Source organism: Salana multivorans (genome assembly GCF_003751805.1).
In the GTDB taxonomy this organism is placed as follows: domain Bacteria; phylum Actinomycetota; class Actinomycetes; order Actinomycetales; family Beutenbergiaceae; genus Salana; species Salana multivorans.
This window is the reverse complement of the sequence record NZ_RKHQ01000002.1, coordinates 470245-494745: the sequence shown is the minus strand read 5'-3', so window position 1 is coordinate 494745 and position 24501 is coordinate 470245. Positions and strand designations below refer to the sequence as shown.

Below are 24501 nucleotides of genomic sequence, written 5' to 3'. Positions count from 1 at the left end.
ACGCTAGGGACAGACCCGGACAGCTTCTGTCCTCGATCGGTGACAGGCTGGCCGCATGTCCGAGACGACGGCGCGGGCGCTCGCGCTGCTGAACCTCCTGCAGACCCACCGGCACTGGCCGGGGCCGGAGCTCGCCGCGCGGCTGCGCGTGACCGAGCGAACCGTCCGGCGCGACGTCGAGCGGCTGCGCGACCTCGGCTACCGGGTCGAGTCCGTCCCGGGCATCGCGGGCGGCTATCGGCTGGAGGCGGGCCGCGCCCTTCCCCCGCTCCTGCTGACGGACGACGAGGCCGTCGCGATGGCGATCGGGCTGCGCGTCGCCGCCATGCAGCGTCTCGTCGCCGAGCCCGAGACGACGCTCACGGCCCTGGCCAAGCTCGAGACCGTTCTCCCGTCCCGGCTGCGCCGCCGCGTGTCGGCCCTCGCTGAGGCGGTCCACCCGCCCGGCGCGTCGGCGGGCGCTGCCGTGCCCTCGGGGCTGCTCGGGGAGCTGGCCCTTGCCTGCCGCGACCACGAGCGCGTCCGGTTCGCGTACACGGACGGGGCCGGTGTGCTCACCCGTCGCCACGTGGAACCGCACGTGCTCGCGCCGGTCAACCGACGGTGGTACCTCCTGTGCTGGGACCTCGACCGCGGGGACTGGCGGACGTTCCGGGTCGACCGGCTCGCCAGCCTGGAGAACCTCCGGGCGCCGTTCACGCCGCACGAGCTGACCCCCGAGATGGTCGAGGAGCTGGTCCTCGTCGCCAGCAAGTGGGTTCGCACGCCCGGCGAGGGCGATGTCGTCATGGACCTGCCGATCGAGCGCATGCGCGCCTGGTTCGGCCGGTGGGCCGAGGGGGCCGAGCCCGTCGGCCCCGACCGCACGCGCTGGCCCGTCGGGGGCGCGACCTTTCGGGAGACGATGTTCGGCATGTCGTGGGTGCCCGAGGGCGTCGAGTACACGACGGACCTCGCGGAGCCGGAGCGCTCGCTGCTGCGCGAGACGCTGGAGCGCATGCTTCGGGCGCTCGACCGCGCGCCGGAGACACTGGCGGACACCCCGTCGTCCGGACGGCGCCGACCGAGCTGATCGGCCGCCGGGTCGGCCCGCGAGTCAGCCGCCGGCGACGGTCGCGTACCGCCCGGAGCGGACGGCGCGCTCGCGTGCCTTGGCCGCCTCGGTCTCGCGATCGTTGGCCGGGGCCGTCGTGACGAGGCCGTCGAGGAGCTCCTGCGTCACCGCCTCGATCGCGGCGACCGCGCGGTCGAAGACGTCCTGGTTCGCTCGCGAGGGCCGGGTGGTCCCCGCGATCTTCCGGACGTACTGGAGGGCGGCGGCGTGCACCTCGTCGGAGGTGGCGGCCGGCTCGAAGTTGTGCAGGGTGTGGATGCTGCGGCACATGCCGCCGACCCTATGCCGCGTGCGGCCCGCGCGACAGACCCGTGGCGCGGGACCGGCTGGGCCTTGCGGCCTCGGCTCGCATCCGTCACAGTGTGCGCACCACCGCTGCCGAAAGGCGATGCCCGTGCTCGCTGTCCGACCCGATCGCGCGGAGCTTCTCGGACGGGCCATCCGCGACGCGCGCGCCGGCCGTCCGCGGCTGGTGTGCGTCGAGGGCGCCGCCGGCACGGGCAAGACCAGCCACCTGCGCGCTCTGCCCGACCTCGCCCCGGACTTTCGCGTCCTGGCGACCACCGCTGCCGAGACCCCCTACCGCCCGGCCTACGGCGTCCTCGAGCAGCTCGGTGTTCCCCGGGTCGTCGCGGACGACGGTCGGCCCCACCACCCCGCCGTCGCCGCCCAGTCGCTCCGCCGCCTGCTCGACGACGAGAGCCGCGGCGACCCGCTCCTGCTCATGATCGACGACGCGCAGTGGGCGGACGACGAGTCGCTCGATGCGCTCCGGCTGGTGCTGTCCCGGCTCTCCGGGGACCGGCTGCTCGTCGTCGTCGCGTCACGGCCGTTCGCCCGGGGTGAGCACCGAGCCTGGCAGCGTCACCGCCACGACGCCGGCGCCGCGACCGTGCTCACGCTCGACGGCCTCGACGACACCGAGACCGCGGAGCTGCTGCGCCGAGCGACGGGGAAGGAGCCGGCACCGACGCTGGTCCACCGGCTGCGGGAGCACACCGGCGGCAACCCGATGCACCTGCGGGCCCTCGCGTCCGAGTACCAGCTCGATGCGCTCGCCGCCATGCCCAACCTCCCGGCGCCCGAGGACGTGGCACTCGAGCTGACCGCACGACTCACCGCGATGGACACGGATGCCACCCGGTTGCTGCGAGCGGTAGCCGTCGTGGGGGCGTCGTGGGTCGACCGCTTCGACGCCGCGGCCGTCGCCGGGCTCCCCCACCCGCTCGCGGCCCTCGACCTCCTCGTCGAGGACGGGCTGCTCGTGGTGGAGGAGGAGGCGCAGCTGTCGCGGGTGCGCATCGTCCACTCCCTCGTCAGGGCCGCGGTCTACCAGTCGACCCCCGCGGCCGAGCGGCGCGAGCTGCACCACCGCGCGGCGGAGTCGCTCTCCTCCCCGATGCGCCGCCTCGAGCACGCCGTCGCGGCGGCGGAGGACCGCGACGACGGGCTCGCCGACCGGCTCGAGGCCGCCGCCGCCGCGGCGCACGCGGAGTCGGACTACCGCGGGGAGGCCCAGCTCCTGCTCTGGGCGTCTCGCGTGGCGCGGAGCGCCGATCGTCGCGAGCGCGCCTGGCTGGAGGCCCAGCTGGCCACCGTGCTCGCTCTGGACACGCAGGCGGTGCGCGGTCGCCTCTCCGAGATCGGCTGGGCGAGGGATGCCGCGCTGCGCACCGTCGTGCTGGCCTGGCTGCTCGTGGTGGAGAACCGGGTCGCCGACGCCCGTCGAGCGCTGGAGGCCGTGCCGACCGGCGTCGTCGAGCGGGCGGACGAGCGCACCCGCTCGCGCCTCCTCGTCCTGCGGGCCTGGACGATGCTGGTGTCGGGCTACCCGACGGACCGGATCGCCGCCGTGCTCGACTCCCTTCCACCCGGCGTGCCGGACGACCACGCCCTGCGCGGGTACTACCTGCGGACGGCGGGCCAGGTCGCGGCCCGCGAGCTCGACTTCGATCATGTCCAGCGCGACTTCGACGCGGTTCCGACGGCTGCCGGTGAGACCCGACTGGCGGACACCGACAAGCTCGCCTGGCGCGGCGCCGTGTACGCCCTGTGCGGCTTCGCCGCCGAGGGACGGCGCGATCTCGGCGAGGTCGTGTCCCGCATCCGCGGCGGGCGGGTCGACGCCGGGAGCGGCGCGAACCATGCGCTCTACGCCTTCACCCTCTGGCTGGACGGCGAGCTCGACCGCGCCGCCGTCGAGTTCCAGGCGGCGCTCGATCTCGCTCCGGAACGCCCGCACCCGATCGTGCAGGCCGCGTTGCCCCTGGTGCCGGCGGTCCGCGGCGACGCGCGTGCGGACGAGCTCCTCGCCGAGTCCGAGTCGGTGGTGCGCGACCTTCCCTGGCACGAGGCCATCGCCGTCCACGTCCAGGCCGGCGTCGTCCGCCTCCATGCCGGTGACGACGACGCGGCGCGTGCCGGGTGGCTCGACCACCTGCGGAGCGTCTTCGGGCCGGCGATCGTCTCTCCGTCGAGTCCAGCCGGAGCGATCTGGCACCTGAACGTCGCGCTCGCGCGGGTCTGGGCCGGTGAGCTCGACGAGATCGACGCGCACCTCGTGGCGATCGAGACGGACATGATCGTCCCGGCCTGGTCCGCGTGGGCACGTCCCTGGCTGATCGGGCTGCGCGCGGAGGGCACGGGCGACGATGCCGGGGCGCTCGAGCTCCTGCGCGCCGCCGTCACCGGTCCCGACACCGAGCTGCCGCTGTACCGGGCGCACGCGCACGCCGATCTCGCTCGGGTCGCGGCGCGAACCGGCGACGACGCGACCGCGACCGCCTCGGCGTCCCGGGCGCGACGCCTCTACCGGCGCCTCGGCGCCCAGCCCTACCTGGCACGGCTCGGTGCCGACGCGAGCACGCCGAGGCCCGTCGACCTCCTGTCCGGCCTCAGCGACCGCGAGCGGGAGGTCGCAGCGCTCCTGCTCGCCGGGCTCAGCTACGCGCAGATCGCCGAGGAGCTCTACGTGACGCGCAGCACGGTCGCGTTCCACCTGGGGAACGTCTACGCCAAGACCGGGGTCGGCTCCCGGCACGAGCTCGTGCGGGCCGCGCGGGCGACATCGGGCGAGGGATGACCTGTCCGGATCGGACAGTCGCCCCCTGACGTCCGACCGCCAGGCTGGAGGTGCCCCGACACGCCGCCAGCCGAGAGGTCGAGAACCATGTCGCACCAGCCGTCCATCCGCCCCTTCTCCGCCGACGCGGACCTCGACTACGAGATCCGTTGCGCCCTCGGCCGGTGCGCCGCCGGGGCCGGCGACCCCGGCGAGATCCTTGCCGCCGTCGCCGGCGTGCGCCGGGGTGACCACGTGGGCTGGTACGAGGCCTGGGCCGGCCTCGCCGAGCGGACGTTCGCGACCGCCGTCGCCTGTGCCGCGGGCGAGCACCGCGTGAGCGCGGCCGGCGCCTACCTGCGGGCATCCGCCTACTTCGGCGTCGCGGTCAACGCGCTCAGCTCGCTCGTCGACACCGACCGCCTCGCGACGACCTTCGCCCGACAGCGCGGTGCCTGGGAGGGCTTCCTCGCGACCACCGCCGTCGCCGTCGAGGAGGTGCCGATCCCGTACGAGGACACCCACCTGCCCGGGTGGCTCTTCCGCCCCGCACGCCCGTCGGGCGCCACTCTCGTCGCCGTCAACGGGAGCGACGGCTCGCTCGCATCGGTCTGGGCAGCCTGCGTTGCGCCCGCGATCGAGCGGGGGTACGCCGTCCTCGTCTTCGACGGACCGGGGCAGCAGTCCGAGCTGTTCGAGCGGCGCACGTCGTTCCGGCCGGACTGGGAGAACGTCCTCACCCCGGTCTACGACGCGGTGGCCGGGCTGGACGGCGTCGACGCGACGAGGATCGCCGTGTACGGGATCAGCCAGGGCGGCTACTGGGTGGCGCGGGCGCTCGCCTTCGAGCACCGCTTCGCCGCGGGGATCACCGATCCCGGTGTCGTCGACGTCTCGACGTCCTGGACGACGCACGTTCCCGACACGCTGCTCCGCCAGCTCGACGCCGGCCGGACCGAGACCTTCGACCGGGAGATGGCGCTCGGCATGCGGTTCTCGCCCACGATCGCGCGCACGTGGAGGTTCCGGGCGCGTCCGTACGGGACGAGCGGGTACGCGGAGACCATCGCGGAGGTCCGGCGCTACAGCGTCGCGGACGTCGCGGGGCAGATCACGACACCGCTGCTCATCCTCTCGCCCGAGCACGAGCAGTTCTGGCCCGGCCAGTCCGAGCGCCTCGCGGAGCTGACGTCGGACGTCTCGACGCTCCTGCCCTTCACGGCGGGCGAGGGTGCCGACGAGCACTGCCAGCCGCTCGCCCCGGCGCTCGCCGCCCAGCGGACCTTCGACTGGCTCGATGAGCGCCTCGCGTCCTAGCGACAGGCGCCGCCGCGCCGGCGGGTGGCACGGGCTGCTCGTCACCGTCGTCGTCATCGGGGTGGCGCTCGCGGTCGCCGTCGTCCCCCGGGTCGTCGGCGACGCGGTCGAGCGGCGCGGCCTCACGGCGTTCTACGTGCAGCCCCCGGGCGCCGCGGAGGGCGCTCCCGGCACCCTCGTGCGGAGCGAGCCGCTCGTCGGCCACCCGTTCGAGGCCGGGGCGTGGCGGATCATGTACCGCACGACCGGCCTCGACGGCGCGCCGGTCGTCGCCACCGGGGTCGTCGTGACGCCCCTCGGGCCCGCGCCACCGGAGGGGCGAACGGTGCTCGCCTGGGGCCACCCGACCACCGGGACCGCGCTCGAGTGCGCCCCCTCCCGAGGCGCGGACCCGTTCCTTGACATCGAGGGGATGCGGCTCATGCTCGCGCGGGGGTACACGATCGTCGCGACCGACTACGTCGGCACCGGCACCGATGGGCCGGCCTCGTACCTGGTCGCGGTGACGGCCGGGAACAGCGTCCTCGACTCGGTCCGGGCGGCACGCGCCATCCCCGCGGCGCACGCCGGGACGTCCGTCGTCATGTGGGGGCACTCCCAGGGGGGTCACGCGGTGCTGCTCGCGGCCGAGCGTGCGGCGGAGTACGCACCCGAGCTGCGCGTGCGCGCCGTGGCGACGGCCGCGCCAGCCGCCGACCTCACGGCGTTGCTGACGAGCCACCTCGACGACGTGTCGGGCGCGACGATCGGTTCGTATGCCTTCCAGGCCTACGCCGAGGCGTACGCCGACCGCGGGGCACGGCTCGACCTGGTGCTGACGGCGGGCGCCGAGGAGATCCTGCCGCGGATGAACCGTCTCTGCCTGCTCGACCACCTCGACGAGCTCCACCGGATCGCGGCCCCGGTCGTCGGCGCGTTCTACTCGGCCGACCCCGCGACGACCGCGCCGTGGGCGGGGCTGCTGCGGGAGAACTCTGCCGGCACCGCCGCCTTCGACGCCCCGCTGCTCGTCGCGCAGGGGGCGCGGGACCGGTTGGTGCTCCCCGCCGACACCGAGCGGTTCGTCGCGCACGAGCTGGCGCTCGGCATCGACGTGACCTATCACCGCGTCGAGGAGGCCGACCACGGCACGATCGCCTACCTGGCGCTGCCAGCGCTCACGTCCTGGCTCGACTCGCTGGGTCTGTAGCGCGGTGCCTACAGGAGCGCGGCGCGCAGCTCCTCGGGACTGCGGGGCGAGAGCAGGGCCGGCGGCACGTCGAGCACGGTCTTGGCGCCGTGCTGCCCGGCGGCCGCCAGCCGTGCCGCCGCGCGGGCGTAGGCGACGAGGACGCTCGCCGTGAACTCCGGGTTCGAGTCGAGGTCGAGGCGGTACTCGATCACCTGCGACGTCCCGTCCGACGTCCGGCCGCTGCGGATGACGAAGCCGCCGTGCGGCATGCCCCCGTGATCCCGGGCGAGCTCGTCCGCGTCGATGAACGTCACGGTCGTGTCGTACGGCGCGAAGTAGTCGGGCATCGACACGATCTCCTCGCGGACGGCCTCGGCGTCGGCGCCCTCCTCGAGCACGACGTAGCACTCCCGCGTGTGCCGCTCGCGCGTCGACAGCTCGGGGCTCTCCCCCGCCCGGACCCGCTCGACCGCCTCCCGCGACGGGATCGTGTACTGCACGCCGCCGGCGACGCCGGGCACGCGGCGCAGCGCGTCCGAGTGGCCCTGGCTCAGGCCGCGGCCCCAGAACGTGTAGGTCGACCCCTGCGGGAGGATCGCCTCGCCGAACAGGCGGTTGAGCGAGAACAGGCCCGGGTCCCACCCCGTCGAGACGATCGCCGTCGTGCCGGCGGCGCTCGCCGCCGCGTCGACGGCCGCGACGTGCTCGGGGACGTGCGCGTGGTTGTCGTAGCTGTCGACGACGGTGAACCGGCTCGCGAGCTCGGGCGTCTGCCGCGGCAGGTCGTCGCGCGAGCCGCCGCACAGGATGAGCACGTCGATGTCGTCGCGCGGCTCGTCGAGGTCCGACATCGGGAAGACGCGGGTCGCCTCGCCGAGCGTCGCGACGCTCCCCGGGTCCCGGCGGGTGAACACGCCGACGAGCTCGAGGTCCGGGTTGAGCCCGACCGCGGTCTCGACACCGCGTCCCAGGTTGCCGTAGCCGACGATGCCGATGCGGATGGGGGTGGTCACGAACGTGTGCCCTTCTGTCCCGGTCCGTCCCCGTCCGGGACGCGCCCCACAGGCTACCGCCCGTGGCAGAGTGACCGGATGGCGACGATCAAGGACGGCGACGGGCGTCGCCTCAAGCCGTACCGCGGCTGGCACGCGCTGTGGCGCACGCTCTTCCTGATCGACCTGGTCGACCCCGAGGACCCCGACGGGGAGCCGGAGCGGTTCGCGGTCGACGTCGACTACGTCGTGTTCGAGGACGCGGCGGCGCTCTACCGCGACGACCGGCAGGTCGCGCGCTCGTCGCTGCCCGTGTCCTTCCCGGTCCCCGGCGGTGTCATCGAGGTGGCCTCGACGCTGTACGGCCTGCGCCGGATGCACTACGTGCGCGAGGACGGCACGCAGCAGCAGCTGCGGCCGCACCGCGGGACGCCGGAGGAGCTGCGCGCCCGCCTGGGCCGCCGGTTCCCGCGGCTGAGCCGCGTCATCGCCGGCGTCGCGGTCGCGGTCCTCCTCGTGGCCCTCGCCCTCACGGTGCCGCAGCTGCTCGAGCGGATCAGCGAGATCGAGTGGGTCGCCGAGCACGTCGGCACGTTCACCTCGCCGATCGCGCTGCCCGCCTGGCTCAACGGCGCGCTCGTCGCGGCCGGTGTCCTCGCCGCGCTGGAGCGCGCCCTGACGCTGCGCAACCACTGGCTCATCGACGCCGACACGTTCCTGCTCGGCGACTGAGGCACCGAGGCCGGGGGCGGCGCCGACCGGGCGAGCGACGCGGCGGTGTCACGCCGGTCGGGTCCGCAGGTCCGTCACCAGCCGGACGACGTCGAGCGCCAGCCCGCGCGCACCCGGGAGCCGGGTCAGGCGCAGCAGCCGGTCGATCAGCCCGGCCGCGCGGCGCACGAGGACGCGGGTGCGTCCGGCGTCGGGGCTGGCGTCGTAGACCCAGAACAGCACCACGCCCATGTGGGCGAGCCAGAGCAGCTCGGGCAGCTCCGCGCGCAGCTGCGACGGGAGCGCGAGGTCGGCGCCGTCGAGCACGGCGCGGTGCAGCTCGATGCCCGCCTCTCGGGCCGGCGAGGACTCCGCGCTGAACGGCGACAGCGGACCGGTCGGCTCGGCCGCGACGCGGAAGAACGACCCGGCGAACGGACGCAGCGGCTCGGCGACGTCGACCCAGGCCTCCCAGGCGAGCGTGAGCCGCTCCCCCAGCCCGCGAACACCGTCGAGCGCCGCCTCGGCCGCGACCGCGTGGTCGAGCTGCAGCTCGCCGTAGAACTCCTGGACCAGGTGGTCCTTGGACGCGAAGTAGTAGTAGGCGTTGCCGAGGGAGACTCCCGCGCGCTGCGCGACCGCGCGCATCGTCGTCGCGTCGTAGCCACGCTCGAGGAACAGCGCCCGGGCGGCCGTCGTGATCGCCTCGCGCGTCTGCGCACCGCGTGCGGAGCGGGACGCGTCGCTCACGGCGCGGAACCCTCGGCGGGCGCGGGGCCGGGGGCGCTGAGCAGGATCGCGACGGCCAGCGCGAGCACCACCGGGAGGAGGAACACCCCGACCGACATGATCCCGGCGAGGGCGAGCAGCCCGAGCGCGACCGTCGCGACCCAGGCGAGGGTGCCGAGCGCCGGCCACCGGCGGCGTCCCCACACCATGGCCGCCACCAGCACCGACGCGAGGAGCGGGGCGAGCACGATCCCCAGGACGCCCGTCCCGTTCACCTCGACCAGCGTCGCCCTCGTCGAGACGGTGCCGCCGTCGGACGAGGTCGTCTCACCGGAGTACACCGGCAGGGCGAGTGCCGCCACGACGACCACCAGCGACCAGGTCAGCGCGACGACCAGCGCCACGACGGCGCCGGTTCGCGGTCTCGTCCCGACCATCCCGGCCTCCTAAGTTGAACGTGTTCAACTTATCACCGGCCGCGTGGGCCGCCCCAGGGGTCGGACGACCGAGGCTCAGCCGACCTCCTCGACGACCTGCGCCCCGGCCGGGAGCCGGGTGCCGGCCGGGACCCGGACCACGACGAACCCCTCGTCGTCGGCAGCGGCAGGCGACCCACCGGCCGAGGGGAGGGTCGGCTCGGCGTGGAGGTGCTCGCGCCTCGCCGGCGGGTGCGTCTTGCTGATCTTGTCGATCCAGGCGAGCGCGAGGGCCGAGAGGATGAATGCGAGGTGGATGCCCACCTCCCACATGACGCCCTCGGAGGAGTAGATGACCTCACCCGAGCGGGTGCGCACCGTCCCGTCCTCCATCCGCCCGACCTCGATGAAGGTCTTGAGCAGGTGGATCGAGGAGATCGAGATGATCGAGATCGCCAGCTTCACCTTGAGCAGGTTCGCGTTGACGTGGGAGAGCCAGTCCGGCTCGTCGTGGTGGCCCTGGATCCGGATCTTCGAGACGAAGGTCTCGTACCCGCCGATGATGACCATGATGAGCAGGTTCGCGATCATGACGATGTCGATGAGCGCGAGCACGCTCAGCATGACCTCGGTCTCGCTGATGTGCCCGGCGATGATCGCGTTGTCGATGAGGTGCCAGAGCTCGACGAAGAACAGCACGACGTAGACGGCCTGGGCCAGGATGAGGCCGAGGTAGAGGGGAGCCTGCAGCCACCGGCTGGCGAAGATGAACGCGGCGAGCGTGCGCGATGCGGCTCCCGGTCCCCGTTCGATGCGGGATCCGGCGGTCGGTCGGTTGCTCAAGGATTCTCCCCGGTGTCGTCGCGAGCGTGGAAGGGAACTGTACCCAAGCGTCCCGACGTGCCGGTGTCGCGCCCACGACCCGCGAGACAATGGACGTCACGCCTGCGATTCACCGGACGAACCACCGACCGACCCGACGACCGAGAGCACGGAGGAGCCATGGGCGACCAGCCGACGATCCTGAGCGAGACCTACACCATGTCGAACGGGGTGACGACGCCCCGGCTCGGCCTCGGCACCTGGTTCATCGACGACGGCGACGCGGCCCGCGCCGTGCGCGACGCCGTCGCGATCGGTTACCGCAACATCGACACGGCGCAGGCCTACGGCAACGAGCGCGGCGTCGGTGAGGGCGTCCGCACCTGCGGCGTCGCCCGCGAGGACCTGTTCGTGTCGACGAAGCTCGCGGCCGAGATCAAGAGCTACGACGAGGCCGTCGCCGCGATCGACGGCTCGCTGGCGCGAATGGGGCTCGACTACGTCGACCTCATGCTCATCCACAGCCCGCAGCCGTGGAAGGACTTCCGCGGCGGCGACTACGCGGAGGGCAACCGCGCCGCGTGGCGGGCGCTGGAGGAGGCGTACCGGGCGGGGCGGCTGCGCAGCATCGGCGTGTCGAACTTCCTCGAGGCCGACGTCGAGAACCTCCTCGCCTCGGGCACCGTCGCACCGCACGTGAACCAGCTCCTCGTCCACGCCGGCAACACGCCGACGGACCTGCTCGCCTACTGCGCGGAGCGGGACGTCCTCGTCCAGGCCTACTCCCCCATCGCGCACGGCGAGATGCTGAAGAACGGCGAGATCGCGGCGATGGCCGAGCGCTACGGCGTCTCCGTCCCCCAGCTCGGCATCCGCTACACGCTGCAGCTCGGCACCGTGTCGCTGCCGAAGACGGCCAACCCCGACCACATGCGCGCGAACGCGGAGGTCGACTTCGTGATCTCCGACGAGGACATGGCGACGCTGCGCGGCATGCGCACCCAGGACTACGGCGAGCACAGCGTGTTCCCCGTCTACTCCGGTCGCTAGCCCGGGACGACGCCGCAGACGCGGGCCGGCGGACGCTCAGCGGTGCCGGTAGCCCACCGGGCGCCGATCGTCACCGCCGAAGGCGGCGACCCGTCCCCAGAGCCAGTCGGCGAGGCTGAGGGCGACCTCGACGTCGGCGGTCCCGGGGCCGCGCCGGTACAGCCGGCCGCCCCATCCCTCGATCAGGTACGCCCCCGCGTCGTCCGTGAGGACCTGCGTGTAGTACTCGCCCTCGGAGTCCCACTGCGGCCAGGCGGCCGGGTCGAGCTCGATCGCGTCGTCCATCTCACCGACCTCGCGCGCGGACATGAGGCGGAAGGGCTCGTCCGTCCCCCAGCGCGCGCCCGTTCCCGGCTCCTGGCCGTCGTGCCAGGCGAGCAGCGTCTCCTCCCCGCCGCTCTCCCGCGCCGCCGCCGGGTCCAGCGGCGGGCGCAGCGAGGCGGCGAGGTCCGCCGGCAGCACGGCGTCCAGCGCGGCGAGCGCCTCGTCGAGCCCGGTGCCGAAGATGACGTCGCGCATCCGTCGCCACGCCATCTCGCCCATGCCGACGGCGCGGAAGTCCTCGATCGTCGCGTCGCCGCGCTCGATCGGGTCGAGGAAGCCGCGCGCCACGATCATCCCGCCCTGCGCGACGCCGTCGGTCGGGTCCTCCCGCAGCACGCGCCCCAGGAGCTCGGCCGCGCGGTCGGGGCGGTAGTCGTAGAGGTAGGCGTAGGCGAGGGTGGTGGCCAGCAGCGGCTCGCTCGGGTCGGCGGCCACCGCCTCCTCCGCCGCGGGCAGGAAGCGCTCCGGCGGCGCTCCCGTGGCGAGCAGCCGCGTCGCCCGCTGGCCGAGCGCGTCCGGGTAGCGATCGGGATCGGTCCGCGCGCACGTCGCGACGGCGTCGTCGATCTGCCGCCAGCCCTCCTCGAGGTGCTCGACGAACGCGAGCGCGCTCCCCCGGTCCATCAGGTCGACCCACGTAGCCTCGGGATCCTCCCGCAGCACGATGTCGGCCAGCCGGAGCGCCTCGGCGTAGTTCTGGTCGCTCTGCTCGAGGTCGCGCAGCCGGCGGAGCGCGTTGAGGAGCTGACGGTCGCGACGACCGATCAGGTCCTGGAGCAGGCGCCGGGCCAGCTCGACCTCACCGCACGCCTCGCGGTGCATCGCGAGCAGGATGATCATGCCGGTCAGCTCCGGCGCGCGGGACAGCACGCCCCGCGTGAGCTCGGCGATCCGCGGGTGCTCCGGCTGGGCCTCGTACAGCTCCCAGGCCAGGTCGCGGTCGCGCTCGATCGCCTCGCGCTCGAGGTCGACCGGGTCGGGGCGCGGGACGTCGGGCGTCGGCGGCACCGGGCTCATCGGATGCCGTGCCGGACGCGGTAGGCGCGGAGCTGGGCGAACGTCCCGTCGTCGACGCCGTACTCCAGGACGGGCGCCATCTGGTCGAACCAGGACGTGGTGGACGGCAGCACGCCGGCGGCCGCCGCGAGCAGCCCGTCGGTCGTCACCGGCACGATCGCGCCGGCGCTCATCGACGCCGTGAGCGCCCGCTGGAGCGCGACCCGGGCGACCTGGGCGACGTCGGCCCCCGAGAAACCGTCGGTCGCCGCGGCGACCGCGGCCGCGTCGACCCCGTCGACGGGCTTGCCAGCCAGCTCGCCGCGCAGGATCGCCTCGCGCGCGACCTCGTCGGGCGGCAGGACGAGCACCGTGCGGTCGATCCGGCCCGGCCGGCGCAGCGCGGGATCGATGTCCCACGGACGGTTGGTCGCCGCGAGGACGTACACGCCGTCGTTCTGGCTCGCGACACCGTCGAGCTCCTCGAGCAGCTGCGTCACGATCATCCGCATCGAGTGCGACCCGCCGCCACCCGACGCGCGCCGCCCCCCGAGCGCGTCGAACTCGTCGAAGAAGACGACGCACGGTGCCGCAGACCTCGCGTCGCGGAAGATGCCGCGGACGGCCTTCTCCGTGTCGCCGATCCACCGGCTGAGCAGGCCGGCGAGCGTGACATGGATGAACGACGCGCCGAGATCGCCCGCGATGGCCTTGGCGATGAACGTCTTGCCGCACCCCGGCGGCCCGTACATCAGCAGCGAGCCGCCCGGCCGCTGACCGAACGCCGCCGCGAGCCCGGGGTTGCGCAGCGGCGCGAGGAAGGTCGAGTCGAGGTGCTGCTTGACCTCGGCGAGCCCGGCGACGTCCGCGAGGGTGACGGCCGGCCGCTCCGTGTCCCAGAGCCCGGCGGTCGCCGACGCGTCGTCGAGCTCACCGTCCGCGTCCGACGGCGCCGGCACGGACCGGGCCGGCGGTACCGGCGGCGCGGGCGGGGTCGCGGAGGGGACGGCTGGCGGCGGCGGCGGCCGCACCGGCTCGGCCGGGGCCGCGGCTCCCCCGCCGCGCAGGCGTGCCGCCATGAGGCGCGCCCGGAGCACCCGCGCGCGGGCCGGGTCGCCGCCCGCGGCCTCGAAGGCAGCGAGCTCGCGCGCGGCGCGGTCCGGGTCCCGCTGGAGGAGCAGGAGGACGAAGTCCTCCCGCAGGCCGAGGTTCCGCGGGTCCGCGGCGACCTCGTGCTCGATCACGTCGAGGAAGTCCTCGTCCTGGGCCATGGCGTCCTCCCGTCGGCGTCCGGCGTCGATTCTCGCAGAGAGCCGGCGCCGGTCCGGGGCAGCGCCGGGACCACCCGGTTCGCTATCGTCACTGCCAACGGTCGTGGGGCGGGCCGCTGACTCGGGAGGCCAGGATGACGGGACGACGAGATCGGTCATGGAGCGCGCTCGGCCTCGGCCTCCTGCTGCTGCTCGGCTCGCTGGGGCTCGTGCTCCCGCCGGCCTACGCGGCGGCCACCGCGGACCTGGAGATCAGCCAGACGGCCTCCCCGTCGCCCGTCGGCCAGGGCGAGCTGCTCACGTGGACGATCGTGGTCGCGAACCACGGTCCCGACGACGCGACCGGCGTCGAGGTCAACGACAACTTCAACGAGTACGGCACCGACAGCGCCGAGTTCGTCTCGGTCACCCCGAGCCAGGGGACGTGCGAGATCCTGGAGCGGACCTTCAACTGCTCCCTCGGCACCGTGCGGTCCGGCAGCTCCGCCACGATGACGCTGACCGTGATCGTCCTCGACACCATCTCGATCGCCAACGTCGCCGACGTCACCAGCGGGACGGAGGACCCGAACTGGGACAACAACCACGTCGCCACCTCGACCCCGGCCGGGCCGGCCGCCGACCTGGAGCTGGACAAGACGGTCGAGCCCGCCACGGCCGCCCCGGGTGACAGCGTCACCTACACGCTGGAGCTGCACAACGCTGGGCCGTCGACCGCCACCGGGGTGACGCTCGTCGACCCCCTGCCCGCCGGCCTCGAGGACGTGGGCGTCGAGCCGTCGGGGTCGTGCTCGGTCGCCTCGGGCGAGGTGTCCTGCTCCCCCGGCTCCCTCGTGAGCGGCGGGACGTTCACCGCGACGGTGACGGCGACGGTCGCCGCGTCCTTCGCCGGGACCGAGATCGTCAACACCGCCTCGGCCACGGCGACGACGATCGACCCGGACCTGGAGAGCAACACCGCGACGGCCACCGTCGCGATCGAGGCGGCGGCCGCCGACCTCGCCGTGACGAAGACGCTCGTGACCGATCCTCCGGTGGCGGGCGAGCCCGTGCGGTACACGATCGCCGTGACGAACGAGGGCCCGGCGGACGCCGAGGGCGTCGAGCTGACCGACGAGCTCCCCGCCGTGCTCACCGACGCCGTCGCCAGCCCCGACCTCGGGACGTGCGAGGTCACGGCCGGCGACCTCGCGTGCGACCTCGGCGACCTCCCGGTCGGCGTGACGGCGACGGTCACCCTCGACGCCACGCTGGCCGCATCGGCCACGGGAGTGCTCGCGAACACGGCGACCGTCACGAGCGCGACCCCCGACCCGGAGGAGGCGAACGACTCCTCGACCGCGACGGGCACGATCGCGACGGCGGCGGACCTCGCGATCACGAAGACGGCGTCGACGTCGCAGGCGACGAACGGGGACGAGGTCACCTACACGCTGCGCGTGCGTGCGCACGGACCCTCGACCGCGACCGACGCCGTCGTCACCGACGAGCTGCCGGCCGACCTCTCCTACGTCGCCGGCTCGTGCACGACCGACCGCGGCACCTGCTCCCTCGCCGACGGGGTGCTCGCCTTCGACCTCGGCGACCTGGAGCCCGACGCCGAGGTCACGCTCACGTACCGGGTCATCGTCGGCGAGGAGGCGACGGGCGAGGCGATCGTCAACACGGCCGCCGTCGCGGCGACCACCCCCGACCCGGTGGCGGCGAACGACGAGGCCAGCTACACGCTCAACGTCGAGGCCGCGGCGGACCTCGTCCTGACCAAGACCGTCGACGCGCCCCAGCTCGTCGCCGGCGGCCCCGTCACGTTCGTCCTGACCGCCCGGAACGACGGGCCGGGCACGTCCACCGACCTCGACCTCACCGACGCCGTGCCGGCCGCCGTGCGCGTGACGGGCGTGACGGCGTCGGACGGCGCGTGCGACTCGGGCACCTCGAACGACGTGCACTGCACGCTCGGCTCGCTCGACGACGGCGACCTGTGGACCGTCACCGTGACCGGCATCCTCGACCCGGCCACGCCCGCGGGCCGGCTGACGAACACGGCGACGGTCACCGGCCAGGACGACCCGACCGCGTCGAACAACACGGCGACGGTCGCCGTGCCGGTGGTGGCCTCCGCCGGCCTCTCCCTCGTCAAGACGGCGCCGGAGACCGTGGTCGCGGGCGAGGAGCTGACCTACTCGCTCACGCTCACGAACGCGGGGCCGTCCACCGCGACCTCCGCCGTCGTGGCCGACCGGCTGCCCGTTGGGACGCAGCTCGTGAGCGCGTCCGTGTCCGACGGGCCGGCCGGCGCCGCGTGCCTCGCCCAGGGCGGGGCCGCCCAGCTCGTGCGGTGCGCCGTCGGGGACCTCGCACCGTCGGACTCCGCCGAGCTGACGATCACGGTGCTGGTCTCGCCCGCCGTCCCCCACGGGACGACGCTGGTCAACCAGGCGCACGCGTCATCTCCCGTGCCCGGGCCGTCGATCGGCCGGGACGCGGTGGCCTCGACGCTCGTCACGGCCTCCGCCGACCTGGCCACCCTCAAGTCCGTCGCGCCCGACGTGCTCGTCGCGGGGGCGCCCGCCACGTTCGTCGTCCGCGTCCACAACGACGGACCGTCCGTCGCGACCGACGTCACCGTGAGCGACGCGGTGCCGGCGACGCTCGTCGTCGACTCCGCCGCGCCAGCCGGGGGCGCCTGCTCCGTGTCCGGCAACGCCGTCGAGTGCGCGCGGGCGAGCCTCGCACCGGGCGCGACCTGGTCGATCGTCGTCCACGCGACGGTCAGGGACGACGCCACCGGCTCGATGACGAACGAGGCCGTCGCGGCCAGCGCGACGCCCGACCCGGACGAGACCAACGACGTCGGGCGGGTGACGACGACGATCGAGGCGTCGGCCGACCTGCGGATGGTCAAGACCTCGCTCCTGCCGACGCGTCACCCGGGCGAGACCGGCGCGTTCTTCCTCACCGTCGTCAACCGCGGTCCGTCGACGGCGAGCGACGTCGTCGTGAGCGACACCCTGCCCGCCGGGCTGACGCCGTCCGGCGTTCCCGACGCGTGCGAGGTCGACGGGCAGAGCGTCACGTGCCGGTACGCCGCCCTCGCGAGCGGCGGCGTCCGTACGGCTCTCGTCACGGTGGTGGTCGACGACGACGCGACGGGGCTGGTGACGAACACGGCCTCCGTCTCCTCGGCGACGCCCGATCCCGTGTCCGCGAACGACGCCGCGGAGGCGAGCATCGAGGTCGAGCCGGTCGAGCCGACACCCCCCGTCGAGCCGACACCGTCGGTGACCCCGCCGACGGTCGGCCCGCCGCCCGTGACCCCGTCCCCCGGGCCGACCGCCCCCACGCTGCCGACGCTCCCGACGGCCGGCGCCTCCGGCGTCGTCGTCCTCTCGGTGGTCGGCGGCGCGGCGCTGCTGGCGGGCGCTCTCCTGCTCGCCGCCCGGCGGCGGCGCTCCGGTCCCCGCGACTAGCGCGCCGCGCGAGCAGTCCTCGGCTAGGCCGGGGTCCAGTCGACTTCGAGCGCCCGGGGCCCCGGCTACCGCTCGTCCTGCTGGCGTGCCGCCAGCCAGCCGACCAGGTCGTCCGTGACGAACTCGCCCGCCGTCGCAACGTCCTCGGTCAGCGCGCCGAGGCCGAGCCGGAAGACCTCGGCGGCCGCGCGGCCCTCGGCGGGGTCGTCCCGCGGACCCGGCCGGCGCATCAGGTAGCCGCTCCCCCCGCTGTCGTCGCCGACGAGCACCCAACCGGGGGCGTACTCGGCGACCTCGAACGTCTCGTTGCGCTCCGCGAGGTCGTCGGGGCCGTACACCGTCGTCCCGTCGTCGAGCAGGAGGCCGCCGGGGCAGGTGCGCCACAGCTCGGCCAGCGCCGGGACGGGGGCCGGAAAGTCGGTCGTCCCGGGCGCGTTCGCTCCCGCGGATGGCCGGGACGACGGCGCGGCGGGCCGGAGCGCCGGACACTCCGACGCCTCGACGAGCCACCGGTCGAGCAGCCGGCCCGCCGGGTTGAGCCGTCGCGCGAATCCCGCGTCGGTGGCCTCGGGCGGCATGGTGGCCACGAGCAGCAGCGTGCGGCGTCGGGCATCGCCGGCGCCGAACGCGCCCTGGACGTCGAGGAGCCGGAGCGCCTGCTCCATCGTCGCGAGACGGGTGGTGAGCTCGGCGTCGGCCGCGGCGGCGTCGAGCTCCATCAGGTGACCCCGCGCGTCCCACGCGTCGGCCACGGCCGCGAGATGCGCGTCGCCGACGACGGCGTACGGACCGGCACCGACGTCCCAGCGGCCGTCGTCGTCGAGCGTGACGCTCAGGTAGGGCCGCAGCCCCTCCCCCGTCGTGACCAGCGCGACGGCGCACGGCGCGGCCCGCACGTCGGCGGGAAGCTCGGCCAGCGCGGCGCGGGTGGCGTCGGCGACGAGCGCCGCGAGGCGAGCGTCGGGCACGGGACGGACCGCGGCGCCGGCGTCCAGGTCGGTCGCGAGCATCGCCTCCAGCGCGTCGGCCGTGGTCCGGCTCACCGGGCTCGGCGTCTCGCCGGGCGAGAGGACGTGCAGCTCGTGCGCGAACGGCTCGACCGTGGCAAGGACATCGCGCAGGAGCGCCGCGAGCGGGAGCCGGTCGTTCAGGAACAGTCCGCGGTCGAGCAGCGGAGCCCCCTCGGCGACGCGTCGCACGACGTCCGTCACACCCAGCCGGAGCAGCCGGTGCAGCCGCATGAGGACGGCGGCCGGCGGACGCTCGCGCAGGAGGACGACGACGTGGTCCGTCCCGGCCGCGCCGCCCGGCTCGCCCGGCCCGCCGGTCATGAGCCGAAGACGTCGCCGATCGAGAGGTCGTCGTAGGTGGCGACGAGCGTCGCGCCGTCCCACACCTCGACCCGGTCGGGGTACGCCCTGGCCTCGCGGACCACACCCGTCCCCGGGAGGAACGGCTCCCGGTCGAGCACCGTGCCGTCGTCGACGTGGAACGTCACCTGGGCGCCCTTCTCGCCGCCGAGGAGCGGTGCGATGGCCTCCCACCCGCCGTAGCCGACGCCGAGCCGCTCGCAGAGCCGGTTCACCAGGGGCGAGCCGCTGCGCGCGGCTCCGTCGGATGCTCCGAGGGGTCCCATGCGCCCAGCCTGTCACACGGCGCCGGCCGGTCGGTTCGGTGGCGGCCGGCGTCAGCCGAGCGGGTGCCCCGTGACGACGCCGCCGTCCGGGTCCCACGCGTCGCGGACCGCGCGCAGGCGCCAACCCGTCAGGACGCGGGCTCGATCTCGCTCTCGACGACCCACTTGTGGTTCGTCATCGTCATCCCGTCGGCCTCGTAGTCGACCATGTAGACGGTCTCGTCCGTCGAGTGGGCGATGGTCGCGTGCGCGCCCCGCATGCCCTTCATGTGGTCGGCGAGGAGGACGACCTCGGTTCCGTCGGGCAGGCGCTGGTCGCCCGCGTCCTCGATCTCCTGCTGGACGACCCAGCGGTGGTCCGTGACGGGGTCTCCCCCGGTGGTCGGCGTGTAGTCGACCGCATAGGTGTAGGTGTCGTAGGCGCCGACGATGGTCGCCCGCGCGCCGTCCATGCCCGCCATGTGGTCGGCGGTCAGCGTCACGACGCTCCCGACCGGGTACGTGGGGTCGACCGCGTCCGTGATGCCCTCGGGCGGCGGTCCGCCGTCCATCGGATGCTCCATCGTCGAGTGGTCCATCGTCTCGCCTCCGCCGTGTCCGTCATCGCCGCCGTGGCCGCCGTTCCCGGACTCGCCGCCGCAGCCCGTCAGCGCCAGCACGCCGCCGAGCACCGCGACGGCCAGTGCCGTCGTCACGCGTCCCCGCATTCGAGTCTCCCTTCGCCAGTCCCACGAGGGTATACCCCTCTGGGGTACCTAGCGGGTCGAGTCCGAGCCGGCAACGGTGCGGGTCGCGCTCGTCGCGGCCGCCGCGACGGCGGTTCCGGCTCGCCACCCGGGCGCCCGCCCACCGTCGGGCGGGCGAACCCCCGTGGGGTCGAGGCCCGTCGTGGACATGAGCCAGGAGACGAGTGAGTTGGAGTTCCACATGTCGCCCGTCGCGTCCACCGTCCGCCCCCAGACCAGGTCCGGGACGTCTCGTACACGCTCGACCAGGGCGCGCGCGACTTTGGCGTTCGTGGTGAGCGTCGTCGAGCCGCCCTCGGCCCAGCGCAGGTCGGGAATCGTGCCGTTCGGCCAGCACCGCACCTCGTAGCGGAACAGGCGCCAGCGTCCGAGGACCCGGAGCCCCACCGGCCCGGTCCTAACGACGCCGCGGTCCGCCCCGGGCGGGCAACCCCACGCCGGCGCCATCTCGATGGCGAACCGCCGACCGTCGAGGTGCACCTCGAGTGCGGCGTGGAACAGGCGCCGGGGCGGACGGCGAGCGACCGCGGCATCCGCCAGCTCCCACCACCGACTCGTGCGCCGGACGACGTGGCCGCCGGCGCCCACGGGGATCCACCAGAGCACCACCGCCGAGGTGGTCGGGACCGGGATGCTCACGAGGCGAGTCTTCCACCGGCGTCGGCGTCGCGCTGGTGGTCAACGGAGAGGGAGCGTCAGAGCGATCCGGACACGACGAAGCCCTGGTGAGATCCAGTCCCACCAGGGCTTGCTGTCGGGCTGACAGGATTTGAACCTGCGACCCCTTGACCCCCAGTCAAGTGCGCTACCAAGCTGCGCCACAGCCCGTCGATCCCGGAGGATCGATGGCCCCGTAGGGCCTCGAAGAGTCTACACGGCCCGAGGCCCGACCTCGACATCGGACCCGGCGCGCCGCGCCAGCCGCACCCCTACCCCGCGACGGCCTCGGCCAGCAGCCGCAGGGTCTCGGCCCGACCGGCGGGCGCGTCCAGCTCCTCCCCCGCGTACGCCGCGGCGGCCGGCACGATCATCGCCTCGTCCAGCCCGAGCTCCCCCAGCCGCGCCCGCAGCCGCGTCGCGACGTCGCCGGGCGTGCCGATGAGCCAGCCGGCCACGATCGCGTCGCGCACGGCCTCCTCGCGCGGCGTCCACTCGTACGCCGCCGCCTCCTCGATGGTGAGCTGCGGCAGGAGCGGTGCCCCCGTCCGCAGCCGCGCCATCTGGACGGCCTGCGGCAGCGCGCGCTCCTGCGCCTCGGCCTCGGACGCCGCCACGACGACGTTGATCGGCAGGAACGACATCGGCTCCGGGAAGTCCGACGACGGCGTGTACGTCGCCCGGTACCGGCTCAGCGCGCCCTCGATCCCGGGCATCCCGAAGTGGTTCGCGAACACGTACGGCAGCCCGAGCCGCGCCGCGAGCTCGACCGAGAACCCCGAGGAGCCGAGCAGCCACAGCCCCGTCGGTGAGGCCGCCCGCGGCGTCGCCCGCACGTCGAACGGCCGCCCGCCGAGCGACAGGCGCACCGGCTCCCCCACCGGGGTCTCGCCGAGCCCGAGCAGCTCGCGCAGCAGGAGGACGTCCTGCTCGAACGACTCCTCGGCAGCGTCGGGCCGTCCGAACCGCAGGAGGTAGGACGTCACCGGGTCCGAACCCGGCGCCCGGCCGATCCCGAGATCGACCCGCCCCGGGAACATCGCCTCCAGCAGCGCGAACTGCTCGGCGACGTCGAGGGCCGTGTGGTTCGGCAGCATGACGCCGCCCGAACCCAGCCGGATGCGGGTCGTCCCGCCCGCGAGGTAGGGCAGCAGCACGCCCGGCACGCTCGAGGCCACCGCCGGCATGTTGTGGTGCTCGGCCACCCAGTAGCGCTCGAACCCGAGCGAGTCGGCCAGCCCCAGCAACGCTCGCGAGGCACGCAGCGCCTCGGTGGTCGACTGGCCGGAACGGACGGGGATGAGGTCGAGAACGCTGAGCTTCACCCTCAGGTCAACGCGCGGAGCCGCCCGATGTTCCGCGCTCGCCCCCGCGCCCACTCCGAGTGCGTTTCTCCTGCGTCCACGCCAGCCCCACCACGAGCAGGCCGGCGACGACGAGCGCGGTCGCCTGCCACGGGTCGAACCGGAACAGCGAGACCTGCGTCAGCAGCAGGTTGACCGCGATCGCGGCGCGCACCATCGCGAGACCGCGCGCCCCGCCCCCGGCCCGCAGCCCAGCGACCCACAGCACCCAGGCCGCGACCAGCGACCCGAGCGAGATGACGACGAGGAACGCGACCCCGTTCTCCAGCGCGACCGGGACGTCCGACACCGCGGCGGCCGTCGACCCGACGAGAACGACCGCCGAGCCGACCAGCACGGCGCGCCACAGGTCGTACCGCTCCCCCAGGCGACGCAGCGCCTCGCCCAGGCGGTGCCGGACGGCGCGGATCGGGTCGGGCGCCTCCTCGTCGTCGGCCGGGACGACGTCGATCAGCTCGGCGACCTCGGCCGCCCCGACGACGTCACCGCCCCCGGCCAGCAGCTCGCGGGCATAGCGCCGCTGGTGCCGGCTGAACCCGCCGGCGATGCCCGCGACGGCCAGGTCGGCCGCCGCCGCGAGGTCCTCCGACGGGTCCCGCCGTCGACGCTGCACGAGCAGCTGCGCCAGCACGACGAGCGCGACGCACGAGGCGTACATGATCGCGAACGCCGGCGCGTAGAAGTAGTCGTTGTCGTCGGTGAGGAACTTGCCGACCTCGTCGATGAACAGCCCGAACCCGATCCCGCCCACGACGCACGCCAGCGGCCGCACGACGGGGCCGATGAACGTCAGCAGCAGGACGAACGCCACGACGAGCAGCGCCCCGCCCCACAGCACGTGCGCGATGTGCAGCCCGTCCCCGCCGAGCTGCGGGAACCCGGTCGCGATGAGGAACAGCCGGGTCACCAGGATCGTCGCCATCGCGACGACGACGAACGAGACCACGTACTCCATCGCCCGCGGAGAGCGCGGCGCGCCCCAGCGCAGGAGCAGCGGGCGGTCAGCGATCCGCGCCGACGTCCTGCCGCGGTGATCCGAGCGGTCCGCGCGGTCCGAGCGCTCCTCCGACGACGTCACCGGCGCCGCTTCTCCCGCACCCGGACGGAGATCTCGATCGGCGACCCGACGAAGCCGAACTCCTCGCGCAGGCGTCGCTCGATGAACCGGCGGTAGCCGGCCTCGAGGAACCCGGTCGAGAACAGCACGAACCGCGGCGGGGAGGTGTCGACCTGCGTGCCGAACAGGATGCGCGGCTGCTTGCCCCCGCGGACCGGGTGCGGGTGCGCCGCCGCCAGCTCACCGAGGAAGGAGTTGAGCCGCCCGGTCGGGATGCGCGTCGTCCACCCGGCGATCGCTGCGTCGAGCTGACGCGCGAGCCGGTCGACGTGCCAGCGCGTCCGCGCCGAGAAGTTGACCCGCGGCGCCCAGGTGATCTGGACCAGCTCGCGCTCGATCTCCCGCTCGAGGTAGAACCGGCGCTCCTCGTCGAGCAGGTCCCACTTGTTGTACGCGACGACGAGCGCGCGCCCGGCGTCGATGGCCTGCTGGATGACGCGGATGTCCTGCTCGGTGATCGGCGACGACGCGTCGATCACCACGACCGCGACCTCCGCCTTCTCGATCGCCGCCTGCGTGCGCAGCGACGCGTAGAAGTCGGCGCCCTGCGTCTGGTGCACGCGACGCCGGATCCCGGCCGTGTCCACGAGCACCCACGGCTCGCCGCCGAGCTCGACCAGCTCGTCGACGGGATCGCGCGTCGTGCCCTCGAAGTCGTCGACGACGACGCGCTGCGTCCCCGTCACGGCGTTGAGCAGGCTCGACTTGCCGACGTTCGGCCGCCCGACGATCGCGACGCGGTGCGGGCCGCCGACCGGCATCGGCCCGCCGACGGCGGTCACCTCGGGCAGGAGCGACGTCGCGGCGTCGAGCATGTCCCCCGTCCCGCGTCCGTGCAGCGCCGAGACCGGGTACGGCTCGCCGAGCCCGAGCGACCACAGGGTCGCGGCGTCGGCCTCGTCCCGCGGGCTGTCCACCTTGTTGGCGACGAGGAGCACGGGCTTGCCGGAGCGGCGCAGCAGCGTGACGATGCGCTCGTCGGCGTCGGTCGCCCCGACCGTCGCGTCGACGACGAACAGGACGGCGTCGGCCAGCTCGATCGCGATCTCGGCCTGCTCGGCCACCCGCGCGTTGATGCCCTTCGCGTCGTACTCCCACCCGCCGGTGTCGACGACGACGAACGGCCGCCCGCCCCACTCGGCGCGGTAGCGCACGCGGTCCCGGGTGACGCCGGGGACGTCCTGGACGACGGCCTCGCGGCGGCCGAGGACGCGGTTGACCAGCGTCGACTTGCCGACGTTCGGCCGCCCGACGATCGCGAGCACGGGGAGCATCGACTCCGGGACGTCCTCGGGCAGGACGGGACCGTCGGCGTCGATCAGCTCGGCGTCCGTGTCCTCCAGCTCGTACGCCTCGAGGCCGGCCCGCATGATCGCGGCCGTCCGCACGTCGTCCTCGGTCTCGGACAGGTCGATGACGACGGGGCCGTCATCGAGCGTCTCGTCGAACGCCTCGCCGTCGAAGCCGTCGGCGTCGTTCAGGGGGGCCGGGTCACCGGTCACGTCAGTCACCTCCCCATCCTCCCAGGTCCGCGGGT

Annotated in this window: 21 protein-coding genes and 1 tRNA gene; 7 read left to right on the top strand and 15 right to left on the bottom strand. The window is 74.3% G+C overall.

All coding sequences use genetic code 11. The features are described 5' to 3' along the window. Positions 1 to 55: 55 nt before the first annotated feature. A complete protein-coding gene (locus EDD28_RS14460) occupies positions 56 to 1072 on the top strand; it encodes a helix-turn-helix transcriptional regulator (RefSeq protein WP_123740464.1) in 1017 nt (338 codons plus the stop codon). A gap of 24 nt (positions 1073 to 1096) precedes the next feature. Here the strand turns inward: EDD28_RS14460 and EDD28_RS14455 are convergent, their stop codons facing one another. Continuing rightward, the gene (locus tag EDD28_RS14455) at positions 1097 to 1384 is read right to left on the bottom strand and encodes a DUF2277 domain-containing protein (RefSeq protein WP_123740935.1); all 288 of its coding nucleotides are present in this window, start codon (positions 1382 to 1384) and stop codon (positions 1097 to 1099) included. Between the two features lie 124 nt (positions 1385 to 1508). On the opposite strand from EDD28_RS14455, the gene EDD28_RS14450 reads away from it, so the two are divergent. The 3 genes from EDD28_RS14450 (at position 1509) to EDD28_RS14440 (ending at position 6681) form a co-directional block, all read left to right on the top strand. After that, complete coding sequence (locus EDD28_RS14450) at positions 1509 to 4196, top strand: AAA family ATPase (protein WP_170169506.1); 2688 nt, start codon at positions 1509 to 1511, stop codon at positions 4194 to 4196. An 87-nt stretch (positions 4197 to 4283) separates the two neighbouring features. Continuing rightward, positions 4284 to 5492 (top strand): alpha/beta hydrolase family protein, encoded by a 1209-nt coding sequence (locus tag EDD28_RS14445; RefSeq protein ID WP_123740462.1) that lies wholly within the window; start codon positions 4284 to 4286, stop codon positions 5490 to 5492. After that, positions 5473 to 6681 (top strand): alpha/beta fold hydrolase, encoded by a 1209-nt coding sequence (locus EDD28_RS14440; RefSeq protein ID WP_123740461.1) that lies wholly within the window; start codon positions 5473 to 5475, stop codon positions 6679 to 6681. The genes EDD28_RS14445 and EDD28_RS14440 overlap by 20 nt, the downstream gene beginning before the upstream one ends. Positions 6682 to 6689: 8 nt before the next feature. On the opposite strand, the gene EDD28_RS14435 is transcribed toward EDD28_RS14440, so the two are convergent. Next, a complete protein-coding gene (locus EDD28_RS14435; protein WP_123740460.1) occupies positions 6690 to 7676 on the bottom strand; it encodes a diaminopimelate dehydrogenase in 987 nt (328 codons plus the stop codon). Positions 7677 to 7754: 78 nt separating this feature from the next. On the opposite strand from EDD28_RS14435, the gene EDD28_RS14430 reads away from it, so the two are divergent. After that, on the top strand, positions 7755 to 8387 hold the full coding sequence (locus EDD28_RS14430) for a hypothetical protein (protein ID WP_123740459.1): 633 nt from the start codon (positions 7755 to 7757) through the stop codon (positions 8385 to 8387). 48 nt (positions 8388 to 8435) lie between these two features. On the opposite strand, the gene EDD28_RS14425 is transcribed toward EDD28_RS14430, so the two are convergent. The 3 genes from EDD28_RS14425 to EDD28_RS14415 all read right to left on the bottom strand — a co-directional run bounded on the left by EDD28_RS14425 (position 8436) and on the right by EDD28_RS14415 (position 10354). Then, complete coding sequence (locus EDD28_RS14425) at positions 8436 to 9116, bottom strand: TetR/AcrR family transcriptional regulator (RefSeq protein WP_123740458.1); 681 nt, start codon at positions 9114 to 9116, stop codon at positions 8436 to 8438. Continuing rightward, on the bottom strand, positions 9113 to 9532 hold the full coding sequence (locus EDD28_RS14420; protein ID WP_123740457.1) for a hypothetical protein: 420 nt from the start codon (positions 9530 to 9532) through the stop codon (positions 9113 to 9115). Before EDD28_RS14420 ends, EDD28_RS14425 begins: the two co-directional genes overlap by 4 nt. A 75-nt stretch (positions 9533 to 9607) precedes the next feature. Beyond that, positions 9608 to 10354 (bottom strand): TIGR00645 family protein, encoded by a 747-nt coding sequence (locus EDD28_RS14415; protein WP_245968094.1) that lies wholly within the window; start codon positions 10352 to 10354, stop codon positions 9608 to 9610. Positions 10355 to 10513: 159 nt separating this feature from the next. Here EDD28_RS14415 and EDD28_RS14410 point away from each other — a divergent pair, with 159 nt between their 5' ends. Further along, entirely contained in the window at positions 10514 to 11383 is an 870-nt protein-coding gene (locus tag EDD28_RS14410) for an aldo/keto reductase (RefSeq protein ID WP_123740456.1), read from the top strand. Positions 11384 to 11419: 36 nt separating this feature from the next. On the opposite strand, the gene EDD28_RS14405 is transcribed toward EDD28_RS14410, so the two are convergent. Together EDD28_RS14405 and EDD28_RS14400 are read right to left on the bottom strand one after the other, a co-directional pair. Beyond that, positions 11420 to 12715: a tetratricopeptide repeat protein gene (locus tag EDD28_RS14405; RefSeq protein WP_123740455.1), complete on the bottom strand. Its 1296-nt coding sequence runs from the start codon at positions 12713 to 12715 to the stop codon at positions 11420 to 11422. 5 nt (positions 12716 to 12720) lie between these two features. Further along, the gene (locus tag EDD28_RS14400) at positions 12721 to 13974 is read right to left on the bottom strand and encodes an ATP-binding protein (protein WP_123740454.1); all 1254 of its coding nucleotides are present in this window, start codon (positions 13972 to 13974) and stop codon (positions 12721 to 12723) included. A gap of 134 nt (positions 13975 to 14108) precedes the next feature. On the opposite strand from EDD28_RS14400, the gene EDD28_RS14395 reads away from it, so the two are divergent. Then, a complete protein-coding gene (locus EDD28_RS14395) occupies positions 14109 to 17444 on the top strand; it encodes a DUF11 domain-containing protein (RefSeq protein ID WP_123740453.1) in 3336 nt (1111 codons plus the stop codon). A 65-nt stretch (positions 17445 to 17509) separates the two neighbouring features. Here the strand turns inward: EDD28_RS14395 and EDD28_RS14390 are convergent, their stop codons facing one another. The 8 genes from EDD28_RS14390 to der all read right to left on the bottom strand — a co-directional run bounded on the left by EDD28_RS14390 (position 17510) and on the right by der (position 24475). Further along, positions 17510 to 18775, bottom strand: coding sequence for a DUF4303 domain-containing protein (locus EDD28_RS14390; protein ID WP_123740452.1), 1266 nt, complete (start codon positions 18773 to 18775; stop codon positions 17510 to 17512). After that, positions 18772 to 19080: a hypothetical protein gene (locus tag EDD28_RS14385; RefSeq protein ID WP_148059635.1), complete on the bottom strand. Its 309-nt coding sequence runs from the start codon at positions 19078 to 19080 to the stop codon at positions 18772 to 18774. The genes EDD28_RS14390 and EDD28_RS14385 overlap by 4 nt, the downstream gene beginning before the upstream one ends. A 128-nt stretch (positions 19081 to 19208) precedes the next feature. Continuing rightward, positions 19209 to 19787, bottom strand: a complete 579-nt coding sequence (locus EDD28_RS14380) for a YdhK family protein (protein ID WP_123740450.1) — start codon at positions 19785 to 19787, stop codon at positions 19209 to 19211. Positions 19788 to 19835: 48 nt separating this feature from the next. After that, positions 19836 to 20465 (bottom strand): hypothetical protein, encoded by a 630-nt coding sequence (locus EDD28_RS14375; RefSeq protein ID WP_211339235.1) that lies wholly within the window; start codon positions 20463 to 20465, stop codon positions 19836 to 19838. 115 nt (positions 20466 to 20580) lie between these two features. After that, a tRNA-Pro gene (locus tag EDD28_RS14370) sits at positions 20581 to 20654 on the bottom strand. Between the two features lie 101 nt (positions 20655 to 20755). Beyond that, positions 20756 to 21808: an LLM class flavin-dependent oxidoreductase gene (locus EDD28_RS14365; RefSeq protein WP_123740449.1), complete on the bottom strand. Its 1053-nt coding sequence runs from the start codon at positions 21806 to 21808 to the stop codon at positions 20756 to 20758. 7 nt (positions 21809 to 21815) lie between these two features. Further along, positions 21816 to 22925: a hypothetical protein gene (locus EDD28_RS14360; RefSeq protein WP_123740448.1), complete on the bottom strand. Its 1110-nt coding sequence runs from the start codon at positions 22923 to 22925 to the stop codon at positions 21816 to 21818. Then, on the bottom strand, positions 22922 to 24475 hold the full coding sequence (gene der / locus EDD28_RS14355; protein WP_425469983.1) for a ribosome biogenesis GTPase Der: 1554 nt from the start codon (positions 24473 to 24475) through the stop codon (positions 22922 to 22924). Before der ends, EDD28_RS14360 begins: the two co-directional genes overlap by 4 nt. Positions 24476 to 24501 lie beyond the last annotated feature (26 nt).